At 69.2% G+C, this 15,868-nt stretch carries 10 protein-coding genes and 1 pseudogene; 6 read left to right on the top strand and 5 right to left on the bottom strand.

Annotation, left to right across the window (positions count from 1 at the left end):
* Positions 1-38 precede the first annotated feature (38 nt).
* Positions 39-1,421, bottom strand: coding sequence for a WS/DGAT/MGAT family O-acyltransferase (locus tag Q8814_RS18325; RefSeq protein WP_330153420.1), 1,383 nt, complete (start codon positions 1,419-1,421; stop codon positions 39-41).
* A 166-nt stretch (positions 1,422-1,587) separates the two neighbouring features.
* Here Q8814_RS18325 and Q8814_RS18320 point away from each other — a divergent pair, with 166 nt between their 5' ends.
* Positions 1,588-2,586: an alpha/beta hydrolase gene (locus Q8814_RS18320; RefSeq protein WP_408015932.1), complete on the top strand. Its 999-nt coding sequence runs from the start codon at positions 1,588-1,590 to the stop codon at positions 2,584-2,586.
* A gap of 39 nt (positions 2,587-2,625) precedes the next feature.
* Here the strand turns inward: Q8814_RS18320 and Q8814_RS18315 are convergent, their stop codons facing one another.
* A complete protein-coding gene (locus Q8814_RS18315; protein WP_330153419.1) occupies positions 2,626-3,204 on the bottom strand; it encodes a potassium channel family protein in 579 nt (192 codons plus the stop codon).
* 217 nt (positions 3,205-3,421) lie between these two features.
* On the opposite strand from Q8814_RS18315, the gene Q8814_RS18310 reads away from it, so the two are divergent.
* Complete coding sequence (locus Q8814_RS18310; protein ID WP_330153418.1) at positions 3,422-4,807, top strand: T3SS (YopN, CesT) and YbjN peptide-binding chaperone 1; 1,386 nt, start codon at positions 3,422-3,424, stop codon at positions 4,805-4,807.
* 9 nt (positions 4,808-4,816) lie between these two features.
* Here Q8814_RS18310 and Q8814_RS18305 read toward each other — a convergent pair whose 3' ends face one another.
* Complete coding sequence (locus tag Q8814_RS18305) at positions 4,817-5,332, bottom strand: O-acetyl-ADP-ribose deacetylase (protein ID WP_330153417.1); 516 nt, start codon at positions 5,330-5,332, stop codon at positions 4,817-4,819.
* 60 nt (positions 5,333-5,392) lie between these two features.
* Here Q8814_RS18305 and malQ point away from each other — a divergent pair, with 60 nt between their 5' ends.
* Entirely contained in the window at positions 5,393-7,522 is a 2,130-nt protein-coding gene (gene malQ / locus Q8814_RS18300; protein WP_330153416.1) for a 4-alpha-glucanotransferase, read from the top strand.
* Between the two features lie 64 nt (positions 7,523-7,586).
* Here malQ and Q8814_RS18295 read toward each other — a convergent pair whose 3' ends face one another.
* Together Q8814_RS18295 and Q8814_RS18290 are read right to left on the bottom strand one after the other, a co-directional pair.
* A complete protein-coding gene (locus Q8814_RS18295) occupies positions 7,587-9,377 on the bottom strand; it encodes an AMP-dependent synthetase/ligase (protein ID WP_330153415.1) in 1,791 nt (596 codons plus the stop codon).
* A complete protein-coding gene (locus Q8814_RS18290; RefSeq protein ID WP_330153414.1) occupies positions 9,370-9,861 on the bottom strand; it encodes a MarR family winged helix-turn-helix transcriptional regulator in 492 nt (163 codons plus the stop codon). The genes Q8814_RS18295 and Q8814_RS18290 overlap by 8 nt, the downstream gene beginning before the upstream one ends.
* A gap of 242 nt (positions 9,862-10,103) precedes the next feature.
* On the opposite strand from Q8814_RS18290, the pseudogene Q8814_RS18285 reads away from it, so the two are divergent.
* The 3 genes and pseudogenes from Q8814_RS18285 to Q8814_RS18275 all read left to right on the top strand — a co-directional run.
* A pseudogene (locus Q8814_RS18285) lies at positions 10,104-11,456 on the top strand (DUF2397 domain-containing protein); the annotation flags it as partial.
* Positions 11,457-11,574: 118 nt separating this feature from the next.
* Positions 11,575-12,726 (top strand): TIGR02678 family protein, encoded by a 1,152-nt coding sequence (locus Q8814_RS18280; RefSeq protein ID WP_330153421.1) that lies wholly within the window; start codon positions 11,575-11,577, stop codon positions 12,724-12,726.
* Positions 12,723-15,868, top strand: a 3,146-nt coding sequence (locus Q8814_RS18275) for a hypothetical protein (RefSeq protein ID WP_330153423.1), incomplete at its 3' end; no start/stop codon positions are given. The genes Q8814_RS18280 and Q8814_RS18275, both read left to right, overlap by 4 nt.

Here is a 15,868-nt window from a genome sequence, read left to right as displayed (position 1 = left end):
TGCTGCACTCGCCGGTTCCGCCCGGCGCCGGTCGGTGATCAGGCGACCCCGAGCGCCGTTTCGAGGTCGGCGAGCGACTGCTCGAGGTGACCGAGCAGTCGCTGCAGGCTCGGGACGCTGCGGCGGCATCCCACCAAGCCGAAGTCGAGCGTGTCGGCGGTGTTGGTCAACGTGATGTTCAGCGCCTGACCATCGAGCACCACGGAGGTCGGATAGATTCCGTCGAGTCGAGCGCCGTTCCAGTACAACGTTTCCCGCGGACCCGGGACGTTCGAAATGATGATGTTGAACGGCGGGGGCGTCAACCGCACGAAGCCCGGTACGGGCGCCAGGCCCAACGGTGCGATGTTCGCGGCCGACCACAACAGTGCCTGGAGCGGGGTCATTCCCGCGAACAGATCCTTACCCTGTCCCATCGACGCCGACACCACCGCCAGCCGGCGGAGCGGATCTGCCTGGTCGGTGCCCAGATTGCAGAGCGTGACACCGACCGAATTGCCGCCCGCGTCGAGGCGCTCCTTGGCCCGCAGCGAGATCGGAACCATGGCGACGAGCGGATCCTCGGGGAGCGCATTCTGCTCGAGCAGATATGCCCGCAGCGCCCCCGAACACATGGCCAGCACGAAATCGTTGACGGTCACTCCGGCCGCGCGACGCGCCCGCGCGATGCGTTCGAGCGACCACGACCCGGCTGCGAAACGGCGCGCGCCACCGATCGGCACATTGAGGATGGTCGCGGGAGCCTCGTACGGCAACGCCACATGGTGGTGTCCCAACGCGGTCTGCGCGAGTCTCGCGGTCGTCGGGACGGCCTCGATCGCCTCTCCTGCCAGCGCACGGACGGCACGAACCGCTCCGCGCCACGGACCCGCGGACGACCGGTTGCCGTCGGAGGACTGCGCGCGATCGCCCGATCGCGGCACGTGCCACGGCGCGCCCGTTTCGTACGAGTCGGGGTCGGTGCCGAGGGTGCGGCGGAGCAGTTGCAGCGCAGCAACACCATCCATGAGCGAGTGGTGCAGTTTTGTGTAGACCGCGAACCTGCCCCCCTCGATGCCCTCGATCACGTACATCTCCCAGAGGGGGCGATGCCGGTCGAGCAGCGTGCCGTGCAACCGCGAGATCAGGACGAACAGGTCGCGGATCCGACCGGACGGCGGTAGCGCCGAATGCCGCACGTGATATTCCAGGTCCACCTCGTCGTCGAGCGACCACCACAGGTATCCGCGACTCGAGACCGGATGCCCCGGCCGCTTGCGGAACGTGTCGTCGACCTGATCGACGGACAACAGTTTTTCGTACAGATCTGCGACGAAATGCGGGCCCGCATCGGGCGGCGGGGTGAACAGTTCGAGCGAGCCGACATGCATCGGATGCTCTCTGGACTCGGCGAACAGGAATATCGAATCGGTTACAGGCATGACGCCCACCGGTATCGCCCCCTTTGCCCGGTATCTATCCCGTTACGACCGTCACAAAGGATGGTACGTCGGGCGTACTCTCGAAAATCCGAAGTTCGAACACATGTCTCGCTCCGATCGAGGAGCTCGTCACGAATGCGAACGGGGCTGCGCTCGCGCGGAGGAGGTGGAGGTCGTGAGTATCGCGTTGTTCGATCCGCCTGCGCCGGCACGGCCTCGGCCACAGAGCGCGCGGATCCGTGAGTTCGCCGGCGTCAGCCTCGCCTCCCGCGGCGTGTCGATGTCGGTGCGGCGCACCGTGCGCCCGTTCATCGAGGCGTGGGCGTTCGCGCCGGCGTTGCCGTGGCCGGCCACCATGGTCGAGCGCGCGGCGTTCCCGCTCGCCCCGATTCCGGGTACACGACGCCACCACGTGCGGTTACCATCGTGTTCCGCCGAAATGCTGCATGGGCCCGGCGCATCCGGACCGATGGCGATCCTGTACCTGCACGGCGGTGCGTTCCTGTGCTGCGGGCTCGCCACGCACCGGCACCTCGTGTCGCGGATCTCCGCCGCTGCGGGCTCCCCGGCGCTCTCGGTCGGGTACCGACTGCTCCCCCGCCATCCGATTCGGCGGGCCGTCGAAGACGGCATCTCGGGGCTGCATTGGCTGCTCGGACGCGGCTATCCGATCGAGCGGATCGTCATCGCCGGCGACTCTGCCGGTGGTTTCCTCACGTTCGCAGTGGCGCACGAGGCGCTGCGCCTCGGCCTCGGTCGTGCCGCGGGCACGGTTGCGCTCTCACCGCTGACGGACCTGGACTCGACCGGCAAGCTCGGGCATCGCAACGCGGATCGGTGTGCGTTGTTCCCCAGTCGGGCCGTGCCGGTGCTGGCGAAGCTCGTCGAACGGGCGGAACGGGCCGACGGCGACTGCGCTCCGGTGGTCTCGCCGGTGAACACAGACCTGATCGGTATGCCGCCCGCCCTGATCCAGACCGGATCCGAGGAGATGACCTACGTCGATGCGGAACTGATGGCCCATCGGCTCGCCGCGGCCGGGGTTCCTGCGGAACTGCAGGTGTGGGAACGGCAGGTCCATGTCTTCCAGGCTGCCGCCGGGATCGTTCCGGAAGGCAGCCGTGCGATCGCCGAGATCGGCGCATTTGTGCGCTCGCTGACTTGACACGACGCCGATCCGACGGGGTGCGGCGTCGTCCACCCCCTACCCGTCCTCGTCGTCCGCAACATCCTCCCTGTCGTCGGTGGACGAGCCGACCTGTCGACGCCTCCGCCGCGCAGCGAACACAATCGTTCTGATCCCCACGGCGATGAGGATCAGATTGGCGATCATCTGTACCGATACCACCGCGCGGGTGCCGTCGGTGAGGGCCACGATGTCACCGAACCCGACCGTTGCGAACACCGTCAGGGTGAAGTACAGGGCCCCCATCCGCGACAGCGGCTCGGTGAATCCCAGCGGATCTGCTTGCGAGAGCAGAACGTACAGCGTCGAGAAGCCGGCGAAGTAGACGGTCGCGGTGGCGACGATTCCCTCTGCCGCCTGCTGCACCGGGTACCTCGATCGCAACACGGAGCGCACCTGCCAGGTGCACACAGCGGATACCGATATCAGGCCCCCCACAAGGAGGAACGCCGCCGGAAGGTCGTCGATTCGGTCGAACGGCAACCTGAAATAGGACGCGCCCACCACCACGATCGTCACCAGTGACCGGATCAGCGCACGCAACGCCTGGCCGGCCGCAGAGGCAGGTCGCGGGGGTGAATGCCGGCGGAACGGCATGAGAGCAACCTACCTGCCGTTGTCGGGTGGCCGGCGCGGAGCGAGGCACCGGTGCGGTATCGGAAGTATGCGACTTCGGTCGTCGCGCCGCTCACGGTTTCGACCACATTCTGCCGGTCGGGAGCCGGGTGTCCGGCTCGCCGACCGGCAGGTGTCGGAGGGCCCCGCTAGTGTCTTCCGCACGGGGACCGAGTCAGGAGAAGAAAGGGGGCCGGTCATGGCCGAGCGGCAGAACATATTCGACCGCGACGTCGATCGAGCTTGGCGCGCGTTCCGGGCCCATCTCGCCGATCATGTCGCGGCGATGCACGACGACGACGGCCTGGTCCTCGAGCCCCTCGCCGAGGAGTCCGGCGGACCGGCCGGGCCGTGTGTGCAGTTCTACGCATGGGGTGACGGGCAGGTGCGCTGCGAGGTCCCGTCCAATACGCACCTCGCGGACGACCGCCGTCTGCAGCCGGGCGACGAGGCATTGCTGCAGGAGCTGGGCTGGCAGCCGCCCTCCCGCGGACCGGAGGATCCCGAGGACACCGGCTCCCCCGCATTCTGGCTGGATCGGCCCTCGTCGTGGGCCGATCAGCTCGCCGACATCGCGGTGACGGTCCTGCGCCGGATCTGGGGCGTACCCCACCCGTTGTTCCTGCGCTCCGAAACCTTCGGCGCCGACCACACCCCGGTATTCGAGCCACCCACCCCCTCGATCGAGGAAAGAACGCGGAAGTCGGCCGTCGCGCTCGCCGTCGAACCCACCGGCGAAGAACACATCCGCGAACTGATCGAAGCGACGATGCAGGACCGAATCGGCGAGTCCCCGACGTGGGACGAAGACGGCGACCTCGTGCTTCGCGTGGGGGGCGTGCTGCTGTTCGTCGGGGTGGGACCGGGCGGCACTACCGTCGACCTGTTCGCCCCTGTCGTCCACTCGATCACCGGACGCACCCGGGCCGCCGAGGTCGTCGCCGACCTCAACCGGAGGTGGCCACATTTGAAGTTCGTGCTGGTCGACGATCGGGTCGCGGTCGTCAACCATCTCGCCGCGATACCGTTCGTTCCCGCGCATCTGCTTGCCGCGCTCGACCGCCTGGCCGCGTTCCTCGAAGACCTCGACCCCCAGTTCGCGACGCATCTCGGTGGTGTGTTGCTGCGTGAATCCGAGAACCCGGACATGTCCGATCCGTTCGACGAACCGGAGTGGACCCCGGACGTCGAGGACGATCTTCCGCCGGCACTGCTCGCTCTGCGCGACCATCACCTCGAAGGCAGCAGCGGAGTTCCCGTCAGGACGGTCGCCGCGATCGGAGAGTGGGAACCCGCCCGGCTGCAGCAGTTCCTCGATCTCAGCACCGAACAGCAGATCGGCTGGACGAGCGAATCCCTCGACCGGGCTGTTGCCGGCGACGACGACGGCGTGTTCGAAGCCGACTCGAAGGCTTTGGAATGGGAACTGACCATCCGGTCACTGACCAAGGCTCTGGAGTACATGGAACGATCCACGGACGGCCCGTCCCGGCGGGCGTCGTCTCCGAGACCTGCCGTCGGCGAGCAGCCCGCCCTGTTCGACAATCCGGACGAACCGACCCTCTTCGACGGTTCGGGTGAGTGAGGCGGGGCGCTATCCGGCTGCGACAGCGCGGCGCAGCGAAGCTGCCGCGTAGCTGTCGAATCCGACGAGCGTGACGGTTTCCACCGCGGTGGGGGTTTCGCGGATCGCGGTTACCGCCTGCGCGGCAGCATCGTCGGTGGGCCAGCCGTAGACGCCGGCGGAGATCAACGGAAATGCCATTGTGCGGGCGCCGAGTTCGTCCGCGACGAGCAGGCTGTGCGTGTACGCCGAGCGCAGGATCGGTGAACGATCCTCGTGTGCCGAGTACACCGGTCCGACGGCGTGGATGACCCATCGCGCCGGCAGCCGCCCCGCGATCGTCGCGACGGCCGCGCCCGGGGGCATGCCGTCGGGCAGCGTGGTGGCACGCAGTTCACGGCAGGCCGCGAGTATGTCGGGTCCACCGACGCGATGGATCGCGCCGTCCACTCCGCCGCCGCCGAGCAGCGAGGAATTCGCAGCGTTGACGATCGCATCAACGGCGATTCGGGTGATGTCGCCCTCGGCGACGTCGATGACGGTCAATCCACGGGCCCTTCGTCTCAGGACTGCCACGGCAAGTGTTTGCTGGCATGATCCTAAAGCGTGACAACGATGGAGAAGCTGCGCGAACTGGCCGGGCACCACGGGGTGTCGTGCACGTACCGAGGCTGGGACGGCTTCGACCACGACGTCTCCGATCACACGCTACAGAAGATTCTGGCGGCGCTCGATGTCCCCGCCGCCACGGATGCCGAGATCGACGCTTCCCTCGGCGACCTCACGGATGCCGCGTGGCGGCGCATGCTGCCGCCGTCGCTCGTGATCGTCGAGGGCGAGGAACGGACGTTTCCCGTACACGTTCCGCACGGCGATCCCGTGACGGTGTGGGTGGTTACCGAGGACGGCGCCGAAGTCGAGGCCGGGCAGCTCGACGTATGGGTCGATCCGCGGACGGTCGACGGCCGGCTCCTGGGACGCGCGACATTCGCGGTGCCGTCGTTGCCGCTCGGCTGGCATACCCTCCGGGCCCGCAGCCACGACATGGAGGCGCAGGCGACGCTGGTGGTCACTCCTGCCCGGCTCGCGACTGCCGACCTGCTGACGGACCGGCAACGCTGGGGGCTCGCAGCACAGCTGTATTCGGTACGGTCACGCCGCTCCTGGGGCATCGGCGACTTCGTGGACCTGGCCGATCTCGCAGCGGTGACCGCGTCCTACGGCGGCGACTTCGTTCTCGTCAACCCGGTGCATGTCGCCGAGCCGCAGCCCCCGCACGAGCCGTCGCCGTATCTGCCGTCGTCGCGACGGTTCATCGATCCGCTGTACCTGCGGGTGGAGGCCGTTCCGGAAGCCGCGTATCTGCCCGCCAAGCACCGCAAGCTGCTCGACGACTCCGCGCAGCGATTCGCCAAGGCGAACAGGAAGGCCACACATCTCGACCGGGATGCGACATTCCGCGCGAAGCTCGACGTACTCGAACGTGTGTACCGGGTGCCTCGCGGGCCGGCCCGGCAGGCCCGTTTCGAGGCGTTCTGCGCCGAGGGAGGCGCGGCCCTCGACGATTTCGCGCTGTGGTGCGTGCTGGCCGAGAAATTCGGCGACCGGGCCGACCGGTGGGCGAAACGCGCGCCCACTCCGGACGCTCCGTATGCGGCCGATCGCCGCGCCCGGTCCGCCGGCCGGATGGACTTCTACCGCTGGCTGCAATGGTTGTGCGACGAGCAGCTCACCGCCGCGCAGGACAGTGCCCGGGCCGCCGGACTCGACCTCGGGATCGTGCACGACCTCGCGGTGGGTGTGTGCCGCGACGGTGCCGACGCGTGGACCCTCGGAGACGCGCTGGCCGCCGGTGTCACGGTGGGCGCCCCGCCGGACGACTTCAACCGCAACGGCCAGAATTGGAATCAACCGCCATGGCGTCCGGACCGGCTCGCCGACTTGGGTTACCGCCCGTATCGCGATGTGGTGCGGGCAGCGCTGCGGCACGCGGGTGGGGTGCGGGTCGACCATATCCTCGGGTTGTTCCGCACCTGGTGGGTGCCGGAGGGCAGCTCGCCGGCCGACGGTGCCTACGTGCGGGGTGACCACGAGGCGATGATCGGCATTCTCGTGCTCGAGGCTCAACGAGCGGACGCCGTGGTGATCGGCGAGGACCTCGGGGTCTTCGAGAAATGGGTTCAGGAATACCTGACCGCGCGCGGGGTGGCGGGCACGTCGATCCTGTGGTTCGAGCGGGACGGCGACGCGCCCCGCCTCCCGGAGACGTACCGGCAGTTGTGCCTGACGTCGGTGACCACGCACGATCTCCCGCCGACGTCGGGTTACCTTGCCGGAGAGCATATTTCGATCCGGTCCCGCCTGGGACTGCTGGATCGGGACCTCGATACCGAGCTCGCCGGGGCGGTAGCCGAACGCGACGAGGTGTTGCAGCTGGCCCGCGACCGCGGACTGCTCGACACCACGCCGGGCGATCCGGATACCGACGAACAGCGCACCGTCGAGGCGCTGCACCGGCTCATCGCGGCGAGCCCGTCTGCTCTGCTGGGGCTCTCGCTCGCCGATGCGGTGGGTGAGCGCCGCAGCCAGAATCAGCCGGGCACGATCGACGAGTACCCGAACTGGCGCGTCCCCCTCGCCGATGCCGAAGGCAAGGCCGTGCTGCTCGAAGATCTCCCGGACAGCGAACGCTTCGCCGCGCTCGCCGCCGCGCTGAGCCGGAGCCCAGAGCTCTGAGCCCGGAGCCCGGAGCCCGGAGCCCTGAGCCCTGAGCCCTGAGCCCTGAGCCCTGAGCGAGCCGCTACTTGCGGTACATGCTTTCGATGTCGTCGGCGAACTTCTCGGTGACGACGTTGCGCTTGATCTTGAGCGTCGGTGTCAGTTCACCCGACTCCTCGGTCAGATCGCGGTCGAGGATCACGAATTTCTTGATGGCCTCGGCGTGCGAGACCATCGTGTTCGCGTCGTCGATGATGGACTGCACGGCGTCGTGCAGCGTCGGGTCGTGCCGGAGGTCGGAGATGGTGGCGTCGGCCGGCTTGCCGTTCTCTGCCTTCCAGTTCTCGAAGATCTCGGGATCGACGGTGATCAATGCCGTGATGAAGGCACGTCCGTCACCGATGACCACTGCCTGCGACACGAGCGTGTGCGAGCGCATCCGGTCTTCGAGCGGGCCCGGCGACACGTTCTTGCCGCCCGCGGTGATGATGAGGTCCTTCTTGCGGCCGGTGATGGACAGGTAGCCGTCGTCGTCGAGGGAACCGAGGTCGCCGGTGCGTAACCAGCCGTCGTTGAAGGTCTTCGCGGTGGCCTCGTCGTTGCGCCAGTACCCCTGGAAGACGACTCCGCCGCGCAGTTCGATTTCGCCGTCTTCGGCGATACGCGCGCTGTTGCCGCCCATGGGCTGACCGACCGTGCCGATCTTCTGGGCACCGGGGACGTTGACGCTGTGTGCGGCGGTGGTTTCGGTGAGGCCGTAGCCCTCGTAGATCGGCACGCCGACACCGCGGAAGAAGTGGCCCAGCTTCGGGCTGAGAGCGCCACCACCGGAGATCGCGTACCAGCACTCGTTGCCCATCGCGGCGCGCAGTTTCGAGTACACCAGCTTGTCGGCCATCGTGCGCTTGGCCTTGAGCGCCAGCGACGGGCCACCGTGGTCGAGGGCTTCGCTGTAGGCGATGGCGGTTTCTTCGGCGAACGCGAAGATGGCGGCGTTGAGCTTGCCCCCCGCAGCCGCCTTGCCCGCCGCGGCGTCGCGCACCTTCTCGAAGACCCGGGGTACGCCGAGGATGATATTCGGGGAGTAACGGGCGAATTGCGCGGAGACGGTACCGAAATCGGACCAGTGCGCCTGCGCTGCACCGGCTTCGAACAACGCGAGCGACACCGCGCGCGCGAGCACGTGGGCCAGCGGCAGAAACGTCAGACCGCGGTTTCCGGGCCGGGCCACCGCACCCACGGGCGAGGTGATGATCGCGCGGGCCTCGTTGAGGAAGTTGCGGTGGGTGAGGATGCAGCCCTTCGGGCGCCCGGTGGTGCCGGAGGTGTAGACCAGCGAGGCGAGATCGTCGGTGCGGATGCCGCCCAGTCGCGCCTTCAGTTCGGTGTCGTCGACGTCGGCGCCCTCGACGACCAGCGTGTTCACCGCGCCGCCGTCGATCTGCACGATGCGTCGCAGGGTGTCGGGCATATCCACGAAAAGCGCTTCGTGCTGCGCCGACTCGACAATGGCGAGAACCGCGCCGGAGTCTTCGAGGATCCAGCGGATCTGCTCGGAGGAGGACGAATCGTAGATCGGCACCGACGCGGCACCCGCAGCCCAGATCGCGTAATCGAACAGCGACCATTCGTAGCGGGTCGAGGACAGGAGCGCTACCCGGTCGCCCGGCTGGACACCGCTCGCGATGAGGCCCTTGGCAACGCCCTCGACCTGCTCGGCGAACTGTTGTGCGGTCACCGCCACCCAGTCCGCGCCGACGGGGCGGGAGTACATCACGCGGTGCGGTGTCTTCTCCGCATGTGTGAAGACCGTGTGGACCACGGATTCGTCGTCGCCCACGGTGAACTGGGCAGGGGTCGCATACTCACGCACTGAGATCTCCATTGTTCTGGTCGGGAGTCCGGGCAGATGCCGGGTCCACGCCGCAGCGGAACCGGCGCAGTAACCGGGTGAATCGCTCGATGTCATCCTCGCCCCATCCGGCGAGTCCTGCGCGGACCTCGCCGTGACGGCGCGCCACCGTCTCGGTGAGCACCGTGGTGCCCGCCTCCGTCAGGTGCAACGGATGGCCGAGGCGGGCGGGACCGGAATTCGCCTCGACCCAGCCCGCGTCGATGCAACTGCGCAGTTGGCGCGACACGGTCGACCGGTTGACGCCGAACACATCCGAGATGTCGGTGGCCCGGCAACCCGGATTTCGGGCGATGTATCCGAGCAACGAATGCTGCGCGAGGCTGAGCGCATCGTCGTGCGCGCGTTCCCCCGCTGTCAGGAATCGCACGAGGTGGACGAACTCGTCGTAGACCTCGGCCGCTCCCGCTCCGGCCGGTGCACCGGCCCGCAGCTTGTGTTGCATGGGGCAACTATAAGCCGCTGTGGTCTGCGCCTCGAAATCGACCGCCCGATGTCGGCATGGCCGGTGTGCCGTGCGGCCTCGAGGTTCGGTCCGGCGAGCTTCCACACCACCGACTCCCGCAGCACCTGCAAGTAGCCCGATCGGATCCACTTCGAACGCATCCCGTCCGGCCATGGCGCCAGCGTAGGCCCGAGCACGTCTAATCTGTCCGTATCGTGGTGGCACTGTAGGAGAGGATTCGGATGGGTGATGGGGGCGGCCGCGACCTGTTCCGATACTTGGTCGCAGACGAATCGGACGATTACCTCTCGGTCATGACCTGCTTCGCCGAGGCCCTCCTCGGCGATCTGTCCGCAGCCGACGTCGCCGCCCGGGTGACCGCGCGCGGCGGCACGCTCGATCCGGACGTCGCCGAACAGCGCTGCCGTCAGCTCGTGCGCTGGGGCAACCTGACCTCTTCCGGTCGCGACGCGCACGTGGGCTCGGTCACCGACTATGTGCGCGCCCGCGAACGCTACCGGGCCACCGTGCTCGGGGGCCGCGTACAGCGTGAGGCAACGGAACTGCTGTCGTCACGCGACGGTGTCCGGGAAGTGGCACGCGAATCGCTCGGCCGGATCACCGACGCACTCGACCGCATCCACGCCGCTCTGGACCCCGGTCCGGTCACCGACCCGGATTCATTCGCCGGTCACGTCACCGGAGTCTTCGCCCACCATCGTGCGTTCGCGGACAGCATCGCGGATTTCTACGCCTACCTGTCCGACGTCCTGAACCGGCCGAATCTGTCGGGTACCGACTACACCGAGTTCAAGCTGCTGCTCCTCGAATACGTCGACGTCGTCACCGCCGACGTCGGACGCTACGCACCGCTCGTCTCACATCGATTGCAGGCACTGCTGCCGCCCCTGGAGCGAGTTCTCGCGGCGCTGCCCGATCCCGGACTGCCCGACGGTGCCGAGACCATCCGCTCCCCCGGCCGTACCCGCGAGGAATGGGAACGCCTCGCGGCCTGGTACGACGAGGACGCCGCACCGCGGCAACTGCGCGATGCCGCGGCAACCGCGCTGGGACGATTGCTCACCCACACCCGTCGGCTCACGTCGGCGGCCCCCGGGTTCTCCCACCGGGCCGATCTGCTGCGGCTCGCCGGATGGTTCGCCGAATCGTCCGACGAGCAGGCGCACCGGTTGTTCGCGGCCGCGTTCGGGGCGTATCCCAGCCGTCACCTGCTACTCGGTCCGGAGGAGCCCGATCCGCGCGTCGGGCCTGGCACCTCCTGGTGGGACGCCGACCCCGTGGCCGTCCCGGTGTCGCTGCGCGAGCGCGGCGATCGGTCGCCGCGGGGCCGCAACGCCCGGATCCCCGATCCGGCGGCGGACCGGTCTCGCATCGACGAACTGGCAGAGCAGGAGTCGCGCATGCGCCGCGCCGCAGTCGCCGAACTCTGCGCGGCCGGAGACCTCGACGGCGCACAGCTCACCACCGGGGCCCGCGACGTTCTCCTCGCCGGTGTCGCCTCACTGCTCGCCCGCTACCAGAGTCTCGACGGGCCGGTCCGGGTCGACGATCACGATCTGGGACTGGCCCTGTCGGCCGAACCGGGCCCCGACACGGTGGTGCACTGCCCCGACGGCGCCTTGACGGTGCACGCTCTGACCTTGCGGCCTCCGAAGCGGTCTTCGATACCGGCGGCGACCGGGTGGGAGCACGATGACGGTGTCCGGATCGGGTACCGCCGTCGGTACTGCGGCGCAGGATGCGGCGGGGCGTCGCGATGCGGCCCGCGCTCTGCTGCAGCAACCGATCCTCACCGCCGCGCACGACCCCGCGACCTTCGAACTGGTGCGACGCCATGCGACGGCACTGCGCTCGTTGTTCTCCGATCGTCTCGGGTACACGCTCGTGGTCGAGGATTCCTTTGCGCGGCTGCTCAAGTCTCCGCTCGCACCCACCGCACCGGCCCGCCCGCTACGGCGAAGCAGTGGCGACGAGTTCGGCGCCATCACCTACACCTACCTGGCGCTGCTGTGCGCGGCGCTGCTGGCACCGGGTGTGGGCGACCAGGTCCTGGTGTCGGCGCTCGTCGAGCAGGTTCGCGTGGATGCGGCCGAGCAGGGCATCGCGGTCGCGGACACCGTCACCGAAAGGCGCCATCTCGTCGCGGCGCTGCAGATCCTGCTGGAGTGGGGCGTGCTCACCGAGACCGACGGTTCCGTCGGCGACTGGGCGGACGGCGACGCCGAAGCGCTGTTCACCGTGACACGCCCTGTGCTGACCCAGCTGTCGGCCCGGGCGCTGCACGACACGACCGGCCCCGCGGAGCTGCAGGCGTCCCCCCGGCAGTATTCGCCACGGCAGCTGCTCTACCGCACGCTCGTCGAGAACCCCTTCACCGCGCGCACCGATCTCGATCCGGCGACCGCCGAGGTGCTGATCCGGGAGAGGTCCGACGTGGCCCGCCGGCTCGACGAGGACTTCGGGCTCGTCCTCGAGGTCCGTACCGAGGGTGCCTTGGCGTACGACCCGGACGGCGACCTCACCGACGAACCGTTCCCCGGCGTCGGGACCGTGAAACAGGCGGCGCTGCTCCTCGTCTCGAAACTCGTCGAGGATGCCGACCCCGCACCCGGAACGGCCCTGCACGTCGAAGGCGCCGCTCTCGACGAGGCATTGCGGGAACTGGTCTCCGTACACGCCCGCAGCTGGCGCGGCGAGTACGTCCGCGACCTTTCGGCGCTGCGACGCGATGTCGTGTCGCTGCTGCACCGGCTGGCTCTCGCTCACTCCGTCGACGACGGCCTGCTCCTGGCAGCCCCCGCTGCCCGATACCGCTTCACCGCCCCGGAAAGAACGGCCGAATGACCCTGCCCTCCGACATGCCGCTGCTCTCCGACATACCGCTGACCGGCGACACGCATCTGTCCCGCAATCCGCAGCGCTGGCGGCTCGCGCGCGCCGGCATCGTCAACGTCTGGCACTATCTCGACACCGAGTTCACGCTTACCGGTGGACGAATGATCCTGCGCGGCACGAACGGTTCCGGCAAGTCCCGCGCACTCGAGATGCTGCTGCCGTTCCTGCTCGACGCCGACCGCAAACGGATGGACGCGACCGGCGCCGGCAAGGTCAACCTTGACGAGCTGATGCGCACGGCAGCCGGTGGGCAGACCAATCGGGTCGGATATCTGTGGCTCGAGTTGTCCCGGCCCGGCGGCCACCTCACTATCGGCGCCCACATCCGGTACAGCGCGACCGCACATCGCAGTGAGGTGCATTTCTTCACGACGAATCTTCGTGTCGGCGAGGACCTCCGGCTCGCCGACGAGCAGCGGACGCCGCTTTCGCGGGACGGGCTGGCGGCCCTCATCGGCGCAGGCAATCTCACCCGCAGTCCCGAAGAACATCGCGATACCGTGCGCGAGAAGGTGTTCGGTCTGCGCGGCGAAGCAGGGCGCGACCGGTACGCCGGCTTACTGCAGCTGCTCCACACGCTCCGGTCGCCGGACGTGGGCAACCGCATCGACGAGGGCCGGTTACCACAGATCCTGTCCGACGCCCTGCCGCCCCTCAGCGAGAACCTGCTCGCCGCGGCGGGCGGTCAGCTCGATCTGCTCGGCGAATCCCGCATCGCGCAGGCCGAACTCGAATCCTCGCTCACCCGTGTGCGCCAGTTCCACACCGTCTACCGGCGGTACGCATCGGATACCCTGCGGGCCACCGCCGACGCCGCCGTCCGCGCCGCCGACCGGGTCGCCGCTACCGCACTCGAGCTCGACGACGCGGAAGCCGAAGCAGCCGAGCTGGATACCCAGGTCGCCGCGGCCGACACCCGGCTTCGAGAGCGGCGCGATCAACTCGCCGAACTCGAGCGAGCCATTCGCGGACTCGAATCCCACACTCTGTTCCGCAGCGCCGATGATCTGGCCCAGCGCCTTCTCACCGCGGACGCGCTGGGTCGCGTCGCAGATCAGGCACTGGCCGGTGCATCCCTGGCCCGGCAGCACGAACACGCCGAGGCCGACCGCGCCGAGGAACACCTCGCCGACCTCGTGGGCGCCGTGACACGCGCTGCCGATCACCTGGTCGCGGCGAAACTGGCCCTGACCGCCGCGTCCGTGCCACACGGGGCGCTGCCCGCCGAACTGCGACTGCAGATCGACCGCCCCCAGGTGCGCACCGAGCCGCTGCGCGCCGATCGGGACAGGACACCGGAGCCCACGCAGCGGCCGGTGATCGCTCGCGTCCGCCTACAACCGGACGAGGGCGAGGACGCGCGAGTCGCAGCCGAGCACGCCGCAGTGTCGGCCCGGCGTCGACGAGACCAGGCCGGTCGGCGACTCGCGGAAGCGCGACGCCTCGAGATCGCCGAGCGTGCCGTGCGTGACGCGGAGGCCGGCGCCGAGGGTGCCGCGAGCGACGCCGAACGTGCCGCGGCCGAACGCGACCGGGCGGCGGCCGCGGTCGACGAGGCCGCAGTCGCGCTGAAGCATCGCTGGCGGGAGTGGATCACCTCGGACCGAACGGCGACCCTGCTCCCGGCTGTGACCCGCGACGGGCCCGCCTTCATGCAGCGTCTGGACACCGTGCTCGACGGTCTCGCCATCGCCGACCCCGCCTCCGTCGACATCGATTCGGTCCTGGCCGAATTCGACTCGCTTCCTCGCGAATCCGCCCGCGCGACACGCGTCGAACCGATCGCACCGCCACCGTCCGGCCACGACTCCGCGCGTGCCGCGCTCGAGGACGAGCAACGTCGACTCGAGGGAGAAGGCCCGGCGCCTGTCGTCGCACCGTGGCGCGGCCCCGGCGTCGGCGTACCGCTCTGGCAGGCGGTCGATTTCGTCGACTCCCTCGGCGACGACGACCGCGCGGGGATCGAGGCGGCGCTGTTGGCCTCCGGTCTTCTCACCGCGACGGTCGACGGTGAGGGGCGGCTGCGTGCGCAGTCCGGACAGGTCCTCGTCTCGCCGCGGGGCGAACCTCCCCGGCAACCGCTCTCGACGGTGCTGCGTCCCGATCCCGAGACCACCGTCCCGCCCACCGCGATCACCGCCGTGCTGGCGACCATCGGCTTCGAGGACGCGGGCGCCGTGGCGTCGGTCTCTCGCGACGGCCGCTGGCACAACGGCGTGCTGCGCGGACGTCACACCGAGGACTCCGCCCGCTACATCGGCGCGGCAGCGCGCGAGCGAGCCGATGCGGCCCGCCGCATTCGTCTCGACGAGATCGCCGCCGAACTCGCGCTGCTCGAACGGAAGGCCGAGCAGGCCGCCGGCACGCAGATCACGTTCGCGCAGCGCTACGCGGACCTCGACGCGCATGTGGCGGCCGCACCCTCCGCGCGCGCACTGCACACGGCGTGGCGTCGTCTCCGCCACCTCGACGACGTGTCGCGGCACTCCGCCGCGAGAGCCACGGACGCCCGATCCCGGGCGGCCGCACTCCGGGCACGGTGGGCCGCCGACCTCGACGCCCACCGCGCCGCGTGCGGCCATTTCTCGCTGCCCTACGAGGTCGCGGAACTCGACGGCCTCGTCGCGACCTGCACCGACGCCGATGCAGCCTGCACGGCGCTGGCTCGCGACATCGAGGATGTACTCGCCGAACTGACCCGCTGGACACGCGCCACCGAGCGGTTCGCGCAGGCCGCACAGTTCCGGGTGCAGTCCGAGACCGACGCGGAATCGCGCTGGCACGAGTGGCACGACAAGGCCACCGTGGTGGCGGCCCAGGGCGAAGCGGTCGACGTCGATGTCGAGGATCTTGCGCGGGAACTACGGAACTCGGACGCCGAACGCGCACGCACCGAAGAGCAGTGCCGCCGCACCCTCACCCACCGGGAGCATCTCGGGACCGCCGTCGCCGAGGTGCTGCAGCGGTGCTCGGCGGTGCGCGAGCGATCGACCCGCGACCGCGAGGATCTGGTTGCGGCCGCGGGGCGCTTGTCGGCGCAGCTGCAGCTGCCGCCCCTCGCCTCGGCGGCCGACGTTCACGTCGAGCCGAT

The sequence above is a fragment of the Rhodococcus chondri genome (assembly GCF_036327435.1).
GTDB lineage: Bacteria > Actinomycetota > Actinomycetes > Mycobacteriales > Mycobacteriaceae > Rhodococcus > Rhodococcus chondri.
Note: the sequence above shows the minus strand (reverse complement) of the source record. Positions and strands in the feature narration are given on the sequence as shown.